Annotated in this window: 18 protein-coding genes and 2 pseudogenes; 1 reads left to right on the top strand and 19 read right to left on the bottom strand. The window is 40.4% G+C overall.

Annotated elements, in window-relative coordinates; all coding sequences use genetic code 11:
* Positions 1–173: 173 nt before the first annotated feature.
* From aroB to ACXAEO_RS04290, 16 genes and pseudogenes are all read right to left on the bottom strand, one after another.
* A complete protein-coding gene (aroB, locus tag ACXAEO_RS04365) occupies positions 174–1,262 on the bottom strand; it encodes a 3-dehydroquinate synthase (protein ID WP_474878410.1) in 1,089 nt (362 codons plus the stop codon).
* On the bottom strand, positions 1,262–2,434 hold the full coding sequence (gene aroC, locus ACXAEO_RS04360) for a chorismate synthase (RefSeq protein WP_474878408.1): 1,173 nt from the start codon (positions 2,432–2,434) through the stop codon (positions 1,262–1,264). Before aroC ends, aroB begins: the two co-directional genes overlap by 1 nt.
* Before the next feature lie 239 nt (positions 2,435–2,673).
* Positions 2,674–3,446 (bottom strand): annotated as a pseudogene (locus ACXAEO_RS04355) (CheR family methyltransferase).
* 228 nt (positions 3,447–3,674) lie between these two features.
* Complete coding sequence (ndk, locus tag ACXAEO_RS04350) at positions 3,675–4,121, bottom strand: nucleoside-diphosphate kinase (RefSeq protein WP_474878405.1); 447 nt, start codon at positions 4,119–4,121, stop codon at positions 3,675–3,677.
* Between the two features lie 92 nt (positions 4,122–4,213).
* On the bottom strand, positions 4,214–5,179 hold the full coding sequence (gene hepT / locus ACXAEO_RS04345; RefSeq protein ID WP_474878401.1) for a heptaprenyl diphosphate synthase component II: 966 nt from the start codon (positions 5,177–5,179) through the stop codon (positions 4,214–4,216).
* Positions 5,180–5,356: 177 nt separating this feature from the next.
* Positions 5,357–6,058 carry a demethylmenaquinone methyltransferase gene (locus ACXAEO_RS04340; RefSeq protein ID WP_474878399.1) on the bottom strand — a complete coding sequence of 234 codons (702 nt, stop codon included), beginning with the start codon at positions 6,056–6,058 and terminating at the stop codon, positions 5,357–5,359.
* Positions 6,059–6,097: 39 nt separating this feature from the next.
* Positions 6,098–6,874, bottom strand: coding sequence for a heptaprenyl diphosphate synthase component 1 (locus ACXAEO_RS04335; protein ID WP_474883966.1), 777 nt, complete (start codon positions 6,872–6,874; stop codon positions 6,098–6,100).
* A gap of 305 nt (positions 6,875–7,179) precedes the next feature.
* Positions 7,180–7,410, bottom strand: coding sequence for a trp RNA-binding attenuation protein MtrB (gene mtrB / locus ACXAEO_RS04330; protein ID WP_474878397.1), 231 nt, complete (start codon positions 7,408–7,410; stop codon positions 7,180–7,182).
* 15 nt (positions 7,411–7,425) lie between these two features.
* Positions 7,426–7,992, bottom strand: coding sequence for a GTP cyclohydrolase I FolE (folE, locus tag ACXAEO_RS04325; RefSeq protein ID WP_474878394.1), 567 nt, complete (start codon positions 7,990–7,992; stop codon positions 7,426–7,428).
* A 154-nt stretch (positions 7,993–8,146) separates the two neighbouring features.
* A complete protein-coding gene (locus ACXAEO_RS04320) occupies positions 8,147–8,419 on the bottom strand; it encodes an HU family DNA-binding protein (RefSeq protein WP_034328581.1) in 273 nt (90 codons plus the stop codon).
* A 551-nt stretch (positions 8,420–8,970) separates the two neighbouring features.
* Positions 8,971–10,450: pseudogene (gene spoIVA, locus ACXAEO_RS04315) on the bottom strand (stage IV sporulation protein A).
* A gap of 455 nt (positions 10,451–10,905) precedes the next feature.
* Complete coding sequence (locus ACXAEO_RS04310) at positions 10,906–11,625, bottom strand: hypothetical protein (RefSeq protein WP_474878390.1); 720 nt, start codon at positions 11,623–11,625, stop codon at positions 10,906–10,908.
* A gap of 23 nt (positions 11,626–11,648) precedes the next feature.
* Positions 11,649–11,849: a DUF2768 domain-containing protein gene (locus ACXAEO_RS04305; RefSeq protein WP_474878388.1), complete on the bottom strand. Its 201-nt coding sequence runs from the start codon at positions 11,847–11,849 to the stop codon at positions 11,649–11,651.
* A 213-nt stretch (positions 11,850–12,062) separates the two neighbouring features.
* Positions 12,063–13,103: an NAD(P)H-dependent glycerol-3-phosphate dehydrogenase gene (locus tag ACXAEO_RS04300; protein ID WP_474878386.1), complete on the bottom strand. Its 1,041-nt coding sequence runs from the start codon at positions 13,101–13,103 to the stop codon at positions 12,063–12,065.
* Between the two features lie 20 nt (positions 13,104–13,123).
* On the bottom strand, positions 13,124–14,434 hold the full coding sequence (gene der / locus ACXAEO_RS04295; RefSeq protein ID WP_474878384.1) for a ribosome biogenesis GTPase Der: 1,311 nt from the start codon (positions 14,432–14,434) through the stop codon (positions 13,124–13,126).
* Positions 14,435–14,712: 278 nt separating this feature from the next.
* Entirely contained in the window at positions 14,713–15,324 is a 612-nt protein-coding gene (locus ACXAEO_RS04290) for a YphA family membrane protein (protein WP_474878381.1), read from the bottom strand.
* A gap of 224 nt (positions 15,325–15,548) precedes the next feature.
* On the opposite strand from ACXAEO_RS04290, the gene ACXAEO_RS04285 reads away from it, so the two are divergent.
* Entirely contained in the window at positions 15,549–15,680 is a 132-nt protein-coding gene (locus tag ACXAEO_RS04285; RefSeq protein ID WP_474878378.1) for a YpzI family protein, read from the top strand.
* A gap of 63 nt (positions 15,681–15,743) precedes the next feature.
* Here ACXAEO_RS04285 and fni read toward each other — a convergent pair whose 3' ends face one another.
* The 3 genes from fni to ACXAEO_RS04270 form a co-directional block, all read right to left on the bottom strand.
* Positions 15,744–16,799: a type 2 isopentenyl-diphosphate Delta-isomerase gene (gene fni / locus ACXAEO_RS04280; RefSeq protein WP_474878376.1), complete on the bottom strand. Its 1,056-nt coding sequence runs from the start codon at positions 16,797–16,799 to the stop codon at positions 15,744–15,746.
* Between the two features lie 12 nt (positions 16,800–16,811).
* A complete protein-coding gene (rpsA, locus tag ACXAEO_RS04275) occupies positions 16,812–17,951 on the bottom strand; it encodes a 30S ribosomal protein S1 (RefSeq protein ID WP_474878374.1) in 1,140 nt (379 codons plus the stop codon).
* Positions 17,952–18,112: 161 nt separating this feature from the next.
* Positions 18,113–18,694, bottom strand: a complete 582-nt coding sequence (locus ACXAEO_RS04270) for a lysophospholipid acyltransferase family protein (RefSeq protein ID WP_474878372.1) — start codon at positions 18,692–18,694, stop codon at positions 18,113–18,115.

Here is an 18,694-nt window from a genome sequence, read left to right as displayed (position 1 = left end):
CCTTTGGGTAAATGAACAAATTAAATCTAAACTCAACTAACCTCTTCTCAGCTCTCTCATTCTCATCTACCCTAAACTCAACTATAAATTCAATTATTTAAACTATTCTCAACTGTCTTCATTCTATTACAGGCTCTCAGTTTCTGTCAAGGAACAAAATTGAAGATGCCATTTTAGCTAGCTGTATTTTTCTCTGCTTCTAGTAGAGCCAATAAATCGATGTCTTCTACAGCTGTCACAACCGGCACTCCTGTTTCCTTCAACAGAACCATCCGGATGCTGTCAGCTTTATTTTTTTTATCCTTTTTCATTTTCTCGAGCAATTCATTAGACGACAACGAAGATGGAATGACCGTTTCATACCCGAGCTCCTTTAACCAGTTGCAAAAACGAGCAAGATCGAAATCAAGCTTATGAATTTGTTGACTCAGCTTCAGCGCAAATACCATCCCAATAACGACGGCTTCACCATGGGTAATTTTCCCGTAGCCCATCGCCGCTTCAATAGCATGACCAAGCGTATGACCGAAATTCAAAAAGGCACGTACTCCCTGTTCTGTTTCATCCTCCGCCACAATGCCCGCCTTAACTAAAATCCCTTTTTCAATGGCAAAAGCTAGCTTCTCTCCTTTCAAATCATCAACAGAAGAAACATTCGCCAACAGCCACTCATAAAAAGATGAATCGCTAATTAAAGCATGCTTCATCACTTCCGCAAATCCTGACAACCACTCTTTCCTCGGAAGAGATTGTAAAAGGTCGATGTCATAAAAAACCGCTCCTGGTTGATAAAAAGCGCCAATCATATTCTTCCCATATTCATGGTTGATGGCAACTTTTCCGCCCACAGCACTATCATGTGCAAGCAACGTCGTCGGCACTTGAATGAACGGAATCCCTCTCATATAGGTGGAAGCAACGAAACCAGTCAAATCACCGACTACTCCCCCGCCAAAAGCAATAATTAACGAATGACGATCCAATTTCTGCTCTAACGCATATGTATGGCATGCATAAAAGTGCTCGAACGATTTGGCCTTTTCACCGTTTGGAACAATATGCAAGCAAGTAGAAAACGACGTAGATAAACTATCCATCATTTTTTCCCCGTACAGACGGTAAACTTCTGCATCTGTAATAACAAGCACCTTTGTTACCTTTGGCTGTATGGCCGTAATTACCCGCGGCAATTCACCGATAATCGATGCCCCAAGAAACAGCGGATATGTTTTCGATGAGGTATGAATATCAATGGTTCTCATTAGAACTCCCTCGCATGTGTACGCATCTTTTCTACATTATCAGCAATGAAACTCATTTGATCTTGTCCAAACTGCTGAACGATAGCACTTGCAATTTCCCATGCTACTACGGACTCTGCCACTACACTAGCAGCTGGAACCGCACAACTATCCGATCTTTCAATACTCGCTTCAAACTCTTCTTTTGTTTCAATATCTACACTCTTTAACGGCTTGTACAAAGTTGGAATTGGCTTCATGACACCGCGAACGACGATTGGCATTCCATTGCTCATTCCGCCTTCAAGACCACCCAAGCGGTTCGTCTTTCTTGTATAGCCTTCTTCCTCACTCCATAAAATTTCATCATGAACTTGACTGCCTGGCAAACGTGCTGCTTCAAAACCAATTCCAAATTCAACCCCTTTGAATGCGTTAATACTCATAATAGCTGCCGCGATTTTAGCATCCAATTTCTTGTCATAGTGAACATAGCTTCCTACCCCAACCGGCATACCTTCCACTATGACTTCGACAACACCGCCAATTGAATCACCTTGCTGTTTTGCCTCGTCAATCGCCTGCATCATTTTCGGTTCCGCTTCCTTATCAAAGCATCGAACCGGAGACTCTTCCGTCACCGTCGCCAATTGCTCAAGCGATTGGTACGCTACCGGAGCTGCTTGAATACCGCCAATTTCAAGAACATGTCCAACAACATTAATGCCCAGTTGTTTTAATAATTTTTTCGCCACTGCACCAGCAGCTACACGAACAGTCGTTTCACGTGCAGAAGAACGCTCCAACACATTGCGCATATCTCGGTGACCGTACTTAATTGCCCCATTCAAGTCGGCATGACCAGGTCGCGGACGGGAAATTTTACGCTTTACTTCATCCATCTCATCATCACTAATAGGTTCAATCCCCATAATTTTCGTCCAATGCTTCCAATCATTGTTTTCAACGACAAGCGTAATCGGAGAACCAAGCGTATAGCCGTGGCGAACTCCACTTAAAATTTCAACTGTATCTTTTTCAATTTGCATTCTTCTACCACGACCGTGGCCCTTTTGTCTTCTTGCTAAATCTTCATTTATGTCTTCTGCCACTAGCGGCAAACCAGCCGGAATTCCTTCTAATATCGCCGTTAATTGAGGGCCATGTGATTCCCCTGCAGTTAAGTATCTCATCTGTTATCCTCCATTCAACTTACACTCATTCAAATCAGAATGTTTTTACTTTTATGTATGAATATAGCACACTTTTTTTCTTGATGGTACTTCCTTTTCCGCTTTACAGGAAAAAAATCGAACAGACATCATTCAAATTAGGTTTGGGCCAATACGCTATGTTGAATTCGTTCCTGCTCTTTTTGAACAAAAAAAGTAGGTCGCAAATACTTCGATCCACGCCCCACTCTTTTCTTAAACTATATTTTTTTATAGAAAAATGTATCTTCTGTTTCTAACCCGTATGAAGAAGGGTTAAAAATCTGCTCAGTGCTACCGACAAAAAATATGCCATTTGGAGCAAGCGCATTACTAAACTTCTGATAAAGAAGATGTTTTGCGTCTTCTGTAAAGTAAATTAACACATTCCGGCAAACAATCAGGTCAAAATTGCGTTCAAATGAATCTGAAAGAAGATTATGTTTACGGAATGTCACCGTACGCTTAATATCGTCCCCAACTTTATAAACCATGCCCTGTTTCGTAAAATATTTATCTTTGACAGCCGCAGGCACTTCCTGTAAAGACCTTTCGCCATAAAGCCCAATCTTCGCCTTTTGGATGACATTTTCATCAATATCTGTAGCCAAAATTTCAATTTGGGATAATGGATAAAAGGAAGAAAGAACCATCGCTAATGTATACGGCTCTTCCCCAGTGGAACAAGCTGCACTCCACACCTTTAGCTTTTTTTCTTGGCAGTCATGCCCGGCAAAATCTTTTTCTCTAACACTTCCCACCTTTTCGCATTACGATAAAATTCCGACACATTAATCGTCATTCGGTCTAAAAATTCCATGAGTAAATCTTGATTTTGGTTCATCTCATCAAAAAATTCAGAAAATGATTGAAAGCCTTTCTTTTCATACAAAGATGTTAGTCTTCTTTTCATTTGAGCTTCTTTATAAAGCGATAAATCAATTCCGGTTTTTCTTTTTACTTTTTCAATAAACTCTTGATAATCGTTGGACATCGTCTAAACTCCCTGCAAGTTTTAAATATATTGGCTTTGTTAAATCATACTTGGAACGCACCCTCTGCAAATATGATGAGTGCTTTCAACACATCCATTATTCAAAACAACGGTTTATTAATAATATCGCCAAAATTCCCAAAATGTTTAGTCAACAACAATGAGCAAATCTACAACTTTTCTATCATTAAAAAAATCTGTCCGGCTGTTGCAGGACAGATTTTGATTTTAATAAATCCAGTTATTGACTACCTTTTTGTAATCAATTAGTTCTTCTTCTTTAAAGAAAAGTCCAATTTCACGTGTAGCACTTTCTGGTGCATCTGAACCGTGAATGACATTTTTATCTAATGTCAAACCATAATCTCCTCGAACCGTACCTGGCAATGCCTCTTTTGGATGTGTTTTCCCCATCATCTGACGAGCTGTTGCAATGACGTTTTCCCCTTGCCATACCATTGCAAAAACCGGGCCTGATGTAATAAAGTTAACAAGATCACCGAAAAAAGGTTTCTCTTTATGCTCACCATAATGCTGCTCTGCTAGCTCTGGTGTTATGTGCATTAGTTTCGCTCCCACTAATTGAAAGCCCTTTCTTTCAAATCGGGAAACAATTTCCCCGACAATGTTGCGTTGTACCCCATCTGGTTTGACCATAAGAAATGTTCTTTCCATTTTATTCTCCACCCCTGAAGTATGTATATTGGAAGCGCAATCACATCCAAAGAAATATTACCATTTTTTTTATAATTTGACAATGTGCCAAACTAGAATTTACGGTTTCCTACAAACTTCGCAATTTTGTACAACGTATTGCCTGCCTTATTGGGTGGAAGTTCTTCTAGCAGTGTTAGCGCTTTTTGTAAATAACGTTCACTTATTTGCGCCGCTTGTTCAATCGCTCCCGACGATTTAATGTCCGTAATAATTTCTTCTATGTGCTGTTCTGGCTGAGAAGAATGAAATAAATGCTGTATCTTTTGATGAACAGCTTCGTCTTTAATCGCATACAACACTGGCAATGTAATATTTCCTTGGAGTAAGTCACTGCCTGCCGGTTTTCCGAGTTGCTCGGCAGAAGCTGTGAAATCCAAGATATCATCCGTAATTTGAAAAGCCATTCCTACATTATATCCAAACCAGAACAAGCGCTGATGTACCGCTTCTGGTGCACCTGAAGCAATGGCTCCTAATTGACAGCTTACTGCAATAAGCAAAGCTGTCTTTCGTCTAATGCGGCGCAAGTATGTACGAAGATTTTGATTCAAGTTATATTTATCTTTAATTTGTTCAATTTCGCCAAGACACACTTCCACAATCGTTTTCGATAAAATTTCATGTGCTCTTACATTTTCAATACGAGCCATCAACTCTAAAGAACGAGCGAAAATATAATCTCCTGTATACATAGCAATCCGATTATCCCACTTTGCCTTCACTGTAGGCTTCCCTCTTCTTGTATCCGCGTCATCAATTACATCATCGTGAACAAGCGAGGCCATATGAATGAGCTCTAGAGCAACCGCTACATGTTTAATCATCTCAATGTCATACTGGCCGAACTTGCCCGATAACAGCACAAACACAGGACGAATGCGTTTTCCTCCTGCCTGCAAGTAGTGAAGAGAGGTTTGGCTGATCAACGAATAATCTGTTTGAACCGCTTTTTCCAGCTCTTTTTCAATGAGCGCAATATCCGAATTTAAAAACCCATACATCATTTTTAATTTCATTAGATTCACCTTAACTATTTATATTCGCTCGCCGTTGCTCGTCTTTGGCAGAATAAAAAGATGAAAGGCCGTACAAAATAAATGACCTTTCACACTCAACCAATTATAACGATATTATGACTAGTTTCACTCAAAATAAGCCGATGGCTACATGCATTCCCGCTATATATCCTAGGCTCATTTATATCCTAAATGCATCGCCGCTACTCCGCCTGTATAAGATTTTACTTCTACCTCTTTAAAACCTGCTTGGCGGAACATTTTCGCTAGCTCATTTCTTCCAGGGAAATCTTGTGCCGACTCTTGAAGCCATGAATATTCACGATAGCTTTTAGCCAACAGTTTCCCAAGCAGCGGCATGAAATATTTAAAATATAACAAATAAAGCTGACGATAACCGATTAAAGTCGGCTGCGATGTTTCAAGGCAAACTACTTTTCCTCCAGGCTTTACCACCCGATACATCTCACGCAGCACTTGCATATAATCTGGAACGTTGCGCAATCCAAACCCAATCGTCACATAGTCAAATGTATTATCTTTAAATGGCAACTCCATGGCATTGCCATGTATAAGCTCCACATTTGCCAGTTTAAGATCTTCTACTTTTTGCTGACCAATCTTTAGCATGTTTTGACTGAAGTCAAGCCCTGTTACATGGCCCTCTTTTCCTACAGCCTCAGAAAGAGCAATTGTCCAATCTGCCGTTCCACAGCAAACATCAAGAGCCTTAGCTCCTTGCTGAACAGCCATTCTTTTCATCGTATCTTTTCTCCATGCAACATGACGCTTAAAACTAATCACCGAATTCATTTGGTCATAGTTATCGTATATTTTCTCGAATACTCCATGAACACGTTCTTCTTTTGATTGCTGCATCACAATTTCCTTCTTCCGCAACTAATTTTTTCAGTGGTTTCATCTCTTTTCCAGCAATTCGTGGAGATGGTCTTTCAATGATTCATTTAACGGCAATGAATCATTCAACTGTTCAATTATGGCTTTTGATTCGTTTATATACCTTTCCACAACAACTTGCGGCATAGTTTGCTTCTCTTTTGTTTCTTCAGTCGGCAAACAGCTTGCCAGCCGTTCAAACAGCTTGGACGTTCCATTTTGAACATAAAGTTTTTTTTCATGAATGAGGCGCTTCAAAAAGAGAGCATGTGTCAACAAAAGCTTCCATTCTTCTTTCTGAAAATGAGAACAAACAGACTCAATCAATGCTGTTTCCATTACAAACAAGCTGTTCATAATTTCATTAGCCGTTTGAAAATTTTGTTTATAGTACTGCATCTTTTCCACATTAATATGTTTAATAGCCGAAGCTGTTTCATTCATTAATTGAAGCGAACCGCTTTTCGAAAGATAGTGATAGTATAAGCTGCTGTAATATACGCCGGCTAATACTGTTAACTGCCTTTCCTGAAGCAATTGAGGGTCGTTCTTCACGGACTTAATGGAGACCAAATCATGGGTATCAAGTGCAATTTGAACGAGCATGACAGAAATGGTATAAACTTTCATCCGTTTCTCTTCTACAGGAAGATGTTGCAGAAAAGAGCAAAGATATAATAATTTATCTTCATCTATCACTGGATGATGAATGAATTGCCTTACATATGGATGGTTCAACTCCAATTGTAGCTGCTCTTTAACATCAGCTACTATATCAATGATGTTTTGCACAATCATCACCCTTGTTTCCCTTTCGTCTTACAGTATACCCATTTACACGTTGCAAATAGACAATGTCAATTATAACATAAGTGAGTTTTAAAAAAACTATTATTTTCTCTATTTGAGAAGGTGCCTAAAACTTTTATTTTTGTAAGCGTGAAGAGATGAAAAAGGCGAATTCAATCACATACACCTTACCTTTTGGTGCCTGCATGATGACTCAAAATGCTTAGGGCCGTGCGAGGAAAAGGGAGACTATCTATGAATCCCCCTTCCCCCAGACCTATCATATAATCCTCGTCCATCCAGATGAACGCTAATTATTTTTTTGCGTCTGACTCCATTTCTCCATGAGCCGTTTGAATAATGGCTTTTCCTCTTACTTTAATGGCTGAAGTGTGCTCTGTGAATTGGGCAATCATCACTTCTCCTTTGTCCAATTTTTCCGAGTGATGAAATCTTGTATCAGAACCTCTTGTTAAACCAATGACATTTACTCCATCTTCAATCGCTTTAATAACGATGAAGTCGTTTGTTGAATTTGCTGCCATGTTGATCTCCTCCTATTAGCCTTTAATAAACGAAAGCACTTCAGCCCGCGCGGCCGCATCCGCTTCTAATACACCTCGTACAGCAGACGTCACTGTCATCGCACCAGGCTTTTTCACCCCACGCATCGTCATGCACATATGTTCAGCTTCCACAACAACCATTACACCATGTGGCTCTAGCGTTTCAACAATTGAATCAGCGATTGTTGATGTAATCCGTTCTTGAAGTTGTGGTCTGCGGGCAACGGCATCCACTGCACGTGCAAGCTTGCTCAAACCTGTCACTTTTCCGCCTTTTGGAATGTACGCCACATGAGCTTTCCCGTAAAACGGAACTAAGTGATGTTCACACATGGAGTAAAACGGAATATCTTTGACTAACACTAATTCCTCATGATCTTCGCCAAACACAGTTTTAAAGTGTTCTTTCGGATCTTCCTGCAACCCTGAAAACACTTCTTCATACATTTTTGCTACGCGTTTCGGTGTATCCAATAGGCCTTCACGATTAGGATCTTCTCCCACTGCTTCTAATATAAGTCTAACTGCTTGTTCGATTTGTTCTTTATTTACAAATGACATTAGTGTGTCCCCCAGTCATAGCCTTATTATGATTAAACTCAAAGAAATTCTAGCATATGCTCTATATAAAGGCAAAAAAGAAAGGCCGCTGAATGTGCGGCCTTTCCCCTCTCTGTCTACGAATTGGCTTGCACCAATCCAATTTATGTAGAGATTATTTTACAGCGTCTTTCAGTGCTTTACCTGGTTTGAATGCAGGAACTTTGCTAGCCGGGATTTCAATTTCATCACCCGTTTGCGGATTGCGGCCTTTACGGGCTGCACGTTCGCGTACTTCAAAGTTACCGAATCCGATAAGTTGTACCTTATCACCATCTTTTAAAGCATCTAAAATTGTATCAAAAACAGCATCAACTGCTTTTGTAGCGTCCTTTTTTGAAAGTTCACTTGCTTCAGCAACTGCATTGATTAAATCTGTTTTGTTCATGCCATTCACCTCCTCCCAAAAGGAAATCGTATTATAATAGCTAGAAACGCCTTTGTAAAGGGAATCTAGTAATTCTTCGTATTTTCATTTCTTTACAAAACAAGCCATTCTTATACATTCAGATATGCACTTTTTGCTAACATGCCTTATCATAAACGATTCTGAACGAGAATTCAACGTTTTTAAAGGGAAAACCTATCCAAATGTGGAAAAACTATTAATATCCATGAATTTCTGATAAAAGATTAACATAACCATACAGCCATATCAAGTGAAATCTGCGTAAAACCGCGCTTTTACCCTACTTTCCCCTTTTCTTTTTCTTTCTAAACTTCCATTTTTTAAAACTTTCCTTATATACTTTATTATGCAGGTTATTATTACGCTCCTCTTCACTTCTCTTCAACCCCATTTTATAGTTTTGCCATATGAAAAGGGGCACTCCTTTTTAATAGAAAAATCAGTAAAAAAACCTTGTCACGAAACTCTATGCTCACTGAGTTTCGTGACAAGGTTCTTTACGAGAACTTCCTTGTTCTATCCATATTCTTCTATAAAATGATAGCAATCAACCCGCCGGAACCTTCATTGATGATACGCTCTAAAGTTTCTTTTAGCTTATAACGTGCATTTTCCGGCATCAGTGATAATTTTCCTTGAATGCCTTCACGGACGATTGAACTTAACGAGCGGCCGAAAATATCCGAATTCCAAATAGAGAGAGGATCATCCTCAAAATCTTGCATTAAATAGCGGACGAGCTCCTCGCTTTGTTTTTCTGTTCCGATAATTGGGGCAAATTCAGATTCTACATCTACTTTAATCATATGGATGGATGGTGCGACCGCTTTAAGCCTCACACCAAATCGCGCACCTTGGCGAATAATTTCCGGTTCTTCCAGGCTCATGTCGGCTAAAGAGGGAGCGGCCACGCCATATCCGGTCTGCTTTACCATTCGCAGGGCATCAGCTACTTGATCATACTCCGTTTTGGCATGTGCAAAGTCTTGCATAAGCTTGCAGCAAATGATCTCGACCGCGAATTTCTACACCCACCACTTCTTTAAGGATTTGATCGTACAAGTCGTCCGGTGCATAAAGGTCAATCTCAGCTACCCCTTGCCCCATATCCATTCCTGCCAATCGTGCACTATCAATAAATTCGTACTCTCCAAACTGATCAACTACCCTGTCTACATCACGCAAACGCTTAATGTCTTTAACCGTTTCTTGCACAGCTTCCTGATAGCTTTCCCTTAACCAATGCTGATCTTTCAATACCATAACCCAACTTGGCAAATTGACATTTACCTCTAATACTGGGAACTCAAACAGCGCTTCTCGTAAAACATTATATACATCGCTTTCCCGCATGCTTTCAACACTCATTGCAAGTACAGGGATATCATATTTTTCAGTTAAAGATTGTCGTAGTTTATCTGTTTCAGCACTGTGCGGATGAACAGTGTTAATGACCATAATAAATGGCTTTCCAACTTCTTTCAGTTCGGCAATAACTCGCTCTTCTGCTTCCACATAATCTTGCCGCGGAATTTCACCGATAGAGCCATCCGTCGTAATGACCACGCCGATGGTAGAATGTTCTTGAATAACTTTTCTTGTACCGATTTCTGCCGCTTCATGAAACGGGATGGGTTCTTCATACCAAGGTGTACTAATCATCCGCGGTCCATTTTCATCCTCATATCCTTTGGCTCCAGGCACGGTATAGCCTACACAATCAACAAGACGAATATTAACTTCAAGTCCATCTTCTACATGTACATTCACTGCTTGATTTGGAACAAACTTCGGTTCCGTCGTCATAATTGTTCGTCCTGCTGCACTTTGTGGCAATTCATCCTGTGTTCTTGTACGATCCGCCTCATTATCAATGTTCGGCAATACAACAAGCTCTACAAACTTTTTAATAAAAGTAGATTTGCCTGTTCTGACGGCACCGACCACCCCTAAATATATGTCTCCGCCTGTTCGTTCTGCAATATCTTTAAAAATATCGACCTTTTCCACGAGATTCCCTCCGATCTAAGAGTTCATGGGATTATAGTATCCATTGCCATGATAGATTAGGACACTATATATTTATGACGTTGTCCTATTAAAATATGACTTCTGGAATAAAATTTCATGATTTATGGTGTTAAGCGTTTAAAATCATAAGTAAAACCCCTTCTCTCTGATTGTATTTCAGCGAAAAGGGGTTCATGACTCATTTTTTTAAGCTTCCATATAAACTGCGCAAACTTATATATTCTACTTCATAACTCAACACAGCTTCATTTTCTCCAATGGTTATAGACCATTGGAATGGGTTCTCAAAGGTTCACCTATACGAACGACGCCACCCCGCAAAGGAAGTGACAGCCGCTTAAGTCTAGAAAATTGGACATGACCGTTCTTTGGCCATGTCCAATTTTCTAGATCGATTTATATAGTTGCACACCAAAAAGGAAGCCAGCTTACAACTATTCAGAAATTTCTTCTAAAAAGACGGGTTCACCGCTTTTTAGGTCGATTGTATATGGAAGTGAGTAGGCTGGAACAAAATCGGAGTTTGCCGTCAAAATCGGACGCACATCATCCCCAGGCTTATATGAATGATTTTGTCCTTGAAGGGCCTCATACAAGTCGGCGGCATAATCAACAAACACTTCCCCTTCATGATTAATAACAAGAGGCAAATTGTTCCCACTGAAAGGGCTGACAACAAAAGGATCTGTTTCATATCCAAGTTTTTTATAATCCACTGTAAAAATACCTTTTGCTAGCATGTCTTTAAATGGGGGATATTTGTATGCCTTTATCCTTATTTTCACATCTCGAATTTGTTCTGCTATCCGCAAATCAATTAACTTAACCGTCGGATTCGTTTCCACATCAATTAACACATATGTAAACACGCCGCCATTTTCAAACGCAGTCCCCGGAGGTTCTTGCATATATCGAGGAATAAGTTTACTAAACTCAATAGGATATTTTTGATAAATAGGGGTGCCCATCTCCCTCGTTTTAATTGGTAATAGTCCCCCTGTTTGTTCTTCGTATTGCTGAACCGCTGTCTGAACGGCGGCAATCTGATCTTTGTAGGCTACTTGATTTTTTACAAGCTTGTCGTTCGGATATAAGCAACCAGATAATAGTAAAACCAGCAGCGAGCCAGCAAAGAGCATGAAGATTTTTCTCATTTTCCATTCCCACCCTATGCAAATTATTGTTGAACAGGTCCGCTGAACACGACGAAAAAGATGATGATTCCAGCAACAATCATACAAGAATACGCAATAAGAGCGGTTACAAATTTTAAAATGCCTTTTAATTTGAAGCGACTTAAATAAATAAATACAATTGATAAAAACATCAGTCCCATTGAACCGAAAGAAATCCACATTTTCATCAACGCCGGTGACATCTTCTCATCTCCTTTTCCGACAACCATTATAACACATATGAATCTTCAGAAATAACGAAATATACATAAAAAAACTGAAGCAAAGGGGGCATCTTCACTTCAGCATCAACTAAACATCCCATACACCAACAGTTCCACTCATGTTGTGGTACATTGTATCGTATGCACCTTACCACTTTTTCGCATCCTGTTGGCGCAAATTCTTTTCACTTATCAGCACTTCCGATCGCCAAGCACATTCACTAAATCTTCCATTTCATGCGTTTTGACTCGTGCCATTAATTTATCAACAGCATTTTTCGGATGGACCTCATTAAATAGCACATCATAGAGTGCAGATGTAATCGGCATTTCCACTTTCAATTTGGCTGCCAGTTGGTAAGCCGCCTTTGTCGTTCTCACACCTTCTACTACCATGCCCATATTTTCAAGTACTTCATCCAATTTATGACCTTTTCCGAGAAGATGTCCCGCTCTCCAGTTTCTCGAATGGACACTTGTACATGTCACAATCAAATCACCAATTCCTGTCAACCCAGAAAATGTAAGTGGGTTGGCTCCCATCGCACTTCCGACCCTTGCGATTTCAGCAAGACCTCTTGTTATTAAGGCAGCCTTTGCATTATCCCCATAGCCAAGTCCGTCTGTAATCCCTGCAGCGAGTGCAATGATATTTTTCAATGCTCCTCCAATTTCAACCCCGACAAGATCTGGGTTCGTATACACCCGAAAATATTGTTGATTGATAAATAAATCCTGCACTTGTTCTGCCGCTTTCATATTCCGTGAAGAAACCGTAACGGTTGTCGGTTGACGACGGCTGACTTCTTCAGCATGGCTCGGTCCCGATAGAACAACGACATCCTCTAACACTGAAGCTGGCATTTCCTGCTCAATCATTTCTGTAATTCTCATTAAAGAGTCTGGTTCAATTCCTTTGCTGACATGAACAATAATATAAGGATGCTCTGCTGCGTCATTAATTTGACGACACACTTCCCGAATTGCTTTCGTGGGCACCGCCAGTACAATTATCCGTACATTTTCAATGGCTGTTTTTAACGAATCATACCCTGCAATTCTTTTTGGCAGTTCTATATCCGGCAAATATTTCGAGTTAGCGTGTTGTTCATTAATCTCTTGAACGACTTCCGGCCGATGTCCCCAAAGTCTTACATCATGTCCGTTATCGGCTAATACAAATGCAAGCGCTGTTCCCCAGCTGCCAGCCCCAAGCACCGCTATCTGTTCCATCTTGCCTCACACCCCTATTCTTATTTTCGAATTCGAGCAAAAATCTTAATTGGTGTACCTTCAAAGCCAAATGCATCCCGAAGTCTATTTTCTAAGAAACGTTCGTACGAAAAGTGCATTAGTTCCGGATCATTTACGAAGACAACGAAAGTCGGCGGCTTCACTGCCACTTGAGTCGTATAATAGATTTTCAAACGGCTTCCATTATGAGTAGGTGTCGGATTCATCGCCACTGCATCCATAATGACATCATTAATAACATTCGTTGGAACGCGTAACGCATGATTTTCACTTACTGTGTTAATCACCGGAAGCAACGTTTGGATACGTTTTTTTGTTTTTGCTGATAAAAAGACAATTGGTGCATAGTCAAGGAATAAGAAGTGGTCGCGAATGCTTTGTTCAAATTCTTTCATTGTTTTCTCATCTTTTTCAATCGCGTCCCACTTATTCACGACAATCACAATCGCTTTACCTGCTTCATGTGCATAACCTGCAATCTTCTTATCTTGCTCAATAATGCCTTCTTCTGCGTTTAATACAACTAATACAACATCAGAACGTTCAATCGCCCTTAATGCACGTAACACACTATACTTTTCGGTACTTTCATACACTTTTCCTCTTTTTCGCATACCAGCTGTATCGATGATGACGTAATCTTGTCCATCTTTTGTGAATTTGGAGTCAATAGCGTCTCTCGTCGTACCGGCAATGTCACTAACAATTACGCGCTCTTCACCAAGCACAGCGTTCACAAGCGATGATTTCCCTACGTTCGGACGGCCGATAAGACTAAAACGAATTGTGCCTTCATCGTACTCTTCTTCCCCTTGTTTCGGGAAATGCTCTGCCGCTACATCTAGCAAGTCACCAAGACCAAGACCGTGTGATCCAGAAATAGGCATCGGTTCACCAAAGCCTAATGCGTAAAAATCATAAATCATATCGCGCATTTCTGGATTATCAATTTTATTGACTGCCAAGACGACAGGTTTTTTAGAGCGGTATAAAATTTTTGCCACTTCCTCATCAGCGGCAGTAACACCTTCTCTTCCATTCACTAGGAAAATAATAACATCTGCTTCATCGATCGCAATTTCTGCCTGTTGGCGAATTTGTTCTAAAAACGGTTCATCGCCAATGTCGATTCCACCTGTATCAATAATGTTAAACTCATGGGTCAGCCACTCACCCGAACTATAAATCCGGTCTCTTGTCACCCCTGGTAAATCTTCTACAATGGATACTCTTTCTCCAACAATACGATTAAAAATTGTAGACTTCCCAACATTAGGACGTCCTACAATAGCCACTACTGGTTTCGGCATAATTGTCTCTCCTTCTAAAAAATTCTCTTATGTAAACTATATTCCCACTTTTCATCGGTCTTCATAGAGTTTCATAATTAACATATAGGATAAATAAAAACCCTTCTTTCGCACAAAGAGAGGGTCGTTAACCTTATCATCTTATCAAAAAATATAGTTGACAACAATGTCTTTCTTTATAAAAGATGGGATGAATCTCATATTCGATTGTTCAGCCTCTAAAAAAGCAACGACGACAGCATACTTTCCCTTTTACTTATGTAGCCATAATTCCCAGTTTACAATCGTATCTTACTCACCTTGCTTCTTGCATACTTCAATACATGGAAATCTATATAGAGGAAAAGCTGGGAAAACCATGTCCATCCTAACAATAAGGTACAGGAAAGGGCGACGATATCAAGAAACGGTAGAGCCCCAACCGGATAATACATATGAACATCGTTTAATATGAACGCAAACAAGAGGTCTCCGTAGCACATTCCCATCATTAAGCATACCATTCTCTCACGTGCTGTTTTAACGAGCATACATACAATATAAAGCAATAGAAGCCCGATTGCCCATTTACGGTCCATAAAAATCCAGACCGGATCAAACAGCTCAAATAAACAAAAACCAGTGTACGCCATCATAGTAATAAAGGATGAAAACAACAAATAATTAGATAACAAAGATCTTTGCCAAGCCACAAAAAGAAAGCTAAATAAAAGAAAACAAAGAAATGTACCGCTGAACCTATAAGAACCAACCTCAATCAGCGTCGTCGAAAACAAAATACAACAGAGCAGCACCATCGCATAAAAGGTGCGCAATGCCTGCTTTTCCATCAAAAAAGTAACGGCTGTCCATCCTATCCATGCAAACCAATAAAAGAAGATTCCTTCCATATTTTTACCTCCCACTACTTTCATTATGTATCAAAATACAGCAAATTAGTCTTTGCACTACATAAATCAACTAAGAATGCAAGAAACTAGGAAAGAAGCCTTCTGGAACGCCTCCCTTTGCAAAGGAACGGTGATAGGGTGATTTTTACGCTAAAACCACCCCATGGTTTTGAAAAGAGAAAAGGAAGAAGGTTTGACATTTCGTCAAAAAAGGAGAGTATACAATGGGAAAAGACCGCCAAGAAAAAAAGCTTAAACAATCCAAACGCGTAGAATCTGACCGCGATCAAGGACTTCACTACCCAGGAGCCACAAAGCTCCAAAGTCCTGAAGATGCCCGGGAAATTAATCAATAGCAAAAAAGAAGAGGATGGCTCATGGTGATACATCACCAATTAAGCTATCCTCTTCTTTTCTAATCAACCTCTTCTTTGACTATATTGAGACGTATCAATTCCCCGCTCACGAAGCCAATGATAGGTTTCACCACGAACAACGAACGGAATCCAACTTAGTTGCTCGATGTTTTTCGCGCCAAGTGCAGCCATGATAAACCGCAGCTCTTCATGCAACATTTTCACTTCATCAATGACGACTTCCTGCCCTTTTTCTATCAAAATGGATAACAGTCGACCCGCCATCGCCACGGCAGAAGCACCTAAAGCAAGGCATTTGGCCACATCCATTGCCGTTTGAACCCCTCCGGATCCAATTACATACAAATCAGGATGAACCGCACAAACTTCTCCGAGGGAAGCCGCTGTCGTAATCCCCCATTCATCAAAGAAAGAAAGAGATTTTTGTCTTCGTTCATTTTCGATTTTCGAAAAATTCGTACCGCCATATCCTCCTACATCGACAATGGATACACCGACTTCTTTCAGCTTTAGCGCCGCTTCATGACTCATGCCGAAACCAACTTCCTTCACAATCACTGGAACAGACAAATACTTGACGATTTGTTCAATTCTCTTCAGTGCGCCTGTAAAATCGCGATCTCCTTCTGGCATGACCAATTCTTGAATCACATTAATATGAATTTGCAACGCATCGGCTTCAATCATCTCAACAGCCCGTTTTGCTTGATCAACGGTCGCTTCACTTCCTAAGTTAGCAAAAATAAGCCCTTTCGGATTTTCTTTTCTTACCACTTCATAAGAAGCCGCTTCCATTGGATCTTTAATGGCAGACATTTGAGAACCTACTGCCATTGCCATACCGCATTCACTTGCTACTTGTGCTAATGAACGATTGATTTTTTCTGTCTCTCGACCGCCGCCTCCTGTCATGGCATTGACAAAAATCGGCGAACTTAATTCAAGCTCGCCGATTTTTGCCTTCAGGTCCATTTCGCTTACCGAACAGTCTGGGAAACTTTGATGAACAAATGACATGTCTTCAAATCCGTGCAGACGCGGCTGACCCGTTTGAATGGCATGATGGATGTGGTCAATTTTACGTTGTGCTCTACTCACGAAGCATCACCATTATTTTAATTTTTTTAATTGCTCTCCAATCATCTCTCCAAGCTGGAATCCTCCAGAATCCGCTTGTTTCTGATACTGGCTGTAGTCTACTTCCGGTTCTTGTTCTTCAAGTTCACGCATGCTTAAGGAAATGCGCTTTTCTTTTTCATTGACATCCAATACTTTTACTTGCACTTTCTCCCCTTCACTTACTACTTCATGAGGAGTATTAATATGTTTGTTGGCAATGTGAGAAATGTGAACAAGACCTTCTACCCCTGGTGCCACTTCCACAAATACACCGAATGAGACAATGCGCTGAACCGTTCCTTCTAAAATGTCACCTTTTTTCACTGTAGAAGAAATGTTAGCCCACGGACCAGCCAATGTATCTTTAATGGAGAGTGAGATACGTCCATTGTCTTTATCGACAGATAATACTTTTACATGAACTTGTTGTCCTTCTTGCACAACATCTGACGGTTTATTGACATGTGTATGGGAAAGTTGAGAAATGTGAACAAGACCATCCACTCCACCAATATCCACAAACACCCCAAAGTCTGTTAAGCGTTGAACGGTTCCTTCTAGTACTTGACCCGCTTCTAATGATTCGAGAACCTGTTTCTTTTGATTCGCTGCTTCTTCTTCCACAACAGCTCGATGAGACAAAATAACACGGTTCTTCTCGCGATCAAGTTCAACCACTTTCACAGTTAATGTTTTTCCTTTATAGTCTGTGAAATCTTCGACGTAATAAGCTTCGACAAGAGACGCAGGAATAAAGCCGCGCAGGCCAATATCCACAACTAAGCCGCCCTTAACGACATCTTTTACTTCTGTTTCAAATACTTCACCTGAATTTAATTTCGCTTCCAGCTCTTCCCATGCTTTTTCAGCATCGACAGCACGCTTCGATAAAATTAAAGCATCTTCTTCTACTTTAATCACTTTCACTTCTACTTCAGCGCCTTCTGCAATCGCATCTCCCGCTTTTTCTACATGGAGGCTGGATAGTTCGCTGATTGGTAAAATCCCATCTAATTTGCTGCCTTTTAGTTCAATTAGCACTTGCTTTTCTTCTACTTTTGTGACAATCCCACTTACGATGTCCCCAACTTGTAATGTGTTAATTTCAACTTGATTCATATCTTCTACCATTTTTTAATCCTCCTTCAATTGTCCCCTGCAATATGTATTGAAAGCATATTTTTTATGCTTCTTCTTGCCGTTTTGTCTATCTAAGGAGTGAATACAAAAATGCCCTTTTTACTAACTTCTAATAAAAGGACCCCTTTTGTCAAGTAAAAGCATTTGAACTATTAATATTTTTCAATTAACTTTTGAATTTCGTTCATAATGACCGCTGTCGCTTCCTCTGCCGATATTTTTTCTTCGCGGTATTTCGTCATATCCATCGGCGGGCCGTATACGACTTTTAATGTTTTAAACGGCTTGTATGGACCAATAATTGCGCACGGCACAACGACAGCATTTGAACGAAGCGCAAAAAATCCGGCGCCTGCAAGACCTTTTCCAAGCTTTCCATCTTTGCTTCTTGTACCTTCAGGAAACAAGCCAAGCACTTCGCCTTCCTTCAGCAGTGACAGAGCTTTACGAAGAGCATCCCGGTCATTCATCCCTCGCTTAACAGGAAACGCCTTTAGATGTGGCACGAGATACTTAATAACAGGCGCCTTAAATAGCTCTTCTTTCGCCATAAACGCAACAGGACGCGGAAACATCATGCCAACTACCGGCGGATCAAGATTGCTAATATGATTGGAACAAAGCAAAACCGGTCCTTCTTTTGGAATATTCTCTGTCCCGCGCACTTCTACTCGGTAAAGCGGTCCAAGTACCGCACGACATACATTTTTAGCAATTGTATAAATGACAGCCAT

The sequence above is a fragment of the Bacillus sp. ABA4_010 genome (assembly GCF_056159105.1).
The sequence above is the reverse complement of the archived record's forward strand: the minus strand, read 5'-3'. Positions and strand labels throughout refer to the sequence as shown.

Excerpts from the sequence above, each read along its gene's own strand:
- ndk (WP_474878405.1), bottom strand. The coding sequence starts at position 4,121 with ATGGAAAGAACATTTCTTATGGTCAAACCAGATGGGGTACAACGCAAC.
- ACXAEO_RS04285 (WP_474878378.1), top strand. The coding sequence starts at position 15,549 with ATGGGAAAAGACCGCCAAGAAAAAAAGCTTAAACAATCCAAACGCGTA.
- ACXAEO_RS04320 (WP_034328581.1), bottom strand. The coding sequence starts at position 8,419 with ATGAACAAAACAGATTTAATCAATGCAGTTGCTGAAGCAAGTGAACTT.
- ACXAEO_RS04340 (WP_474878399.1), bottom strand. The coding sequence starts at position 6,058 with ATGCAGCAATCAAAAGAAGAACGTGTTCATGGAGTATTCGAGAAAATA.
- folE (WP_474878394.1), bottom strand. The coding sequence starts at position 7,992 with ATGTCATTTGTAAATAAAGAACAAATCGAACAAGCAGTTAGACTTATA.
- ACXAEO_RS04305 (WP_474878388.1), bottom strand. The coding sequence starts at position 11,849 with ATGTCACCGGCGTTGATGAAAATGTGGATTTCTTTCGGTTCAATGGGA.
- aroB (WP_474878410.1), bottom strand. The coding sequence starts at position 1,262 with ATGAGAACCATTGATATTCATACCTCATCGAAAACATATCCGCTGTTT.
- hepT (WP_474878401.1), bottom strand. The coding sequence starts at position 5,179 with ATGAAATTAAAAATGATGTATGGGTTTTTAAATTCGGATATTGCGCTC.
- ACXAEO_RS04290 (WP_474878381.1), bottom strand. The coding sequence starts at position 15,324 with ATGGAAGGAATCTTCTTTTATTGGTTTGCATGGATAGGATGGACAGCC.
- ACXAEO_RS04310 (WP_474878390.1), bottom strand. The coding sequence starts at position 11,625 with ATGAGAAAAATCTTCATGCTCTTTGCTGGCTCGCTGCTGGTTTTACTA.
- mtrB (WP_474878397.1), bottom strand. The coding sequence starts at position 7,410 with ATGGCAGCAAATTCAACAAACGACTTCATCGTTATTAAAGCGATTGAA.
- ACXAEO_RS04270 (WP_474878372.1), bottom strand. The coding sequence starts at position 18,694 with ATGGCTGTCATTTATACAATTGCTAAAAATGTATGTCGTGCGGTACTT.
- aroC (WP_474878408.1), bottom strand. The coding sequence starts at position 2,434 with ATGAGATACTTAACTGCAGGGGAATCACATGGCCCTCAATTAACGGCG.
- rpsA (WP_474878374.1), bottom strand. The coding sequence starts at position 17,951 with ATGGTAGAAGATATGAATCAAGTTGAAATTAACACATTACAAGTTGGG.
- ACXAEO_RS04335 (WP_474883966.1), bottom strand. The coding sequence starts at position 6,874 with ATGATTGTGCAAAACATCATTGATATAGTAGCTGATGTTAAAGAGCAG.
- der (WP_474878384.1), bottom strand. The coding sequence starts at position 14,434 with ATGCCGAAACCAGTAGTGGCTATTGTAGGACGTCCTAATGTTGGGAAG.
- ACXAEO_RS04300 (WP_474878386.1), bottom strand. The coding sequence starts at position 13,103 with ATGGAACAGATAGCGGTGCTTGGGGCTGGCAGCTGGGGAACAGCGCTT.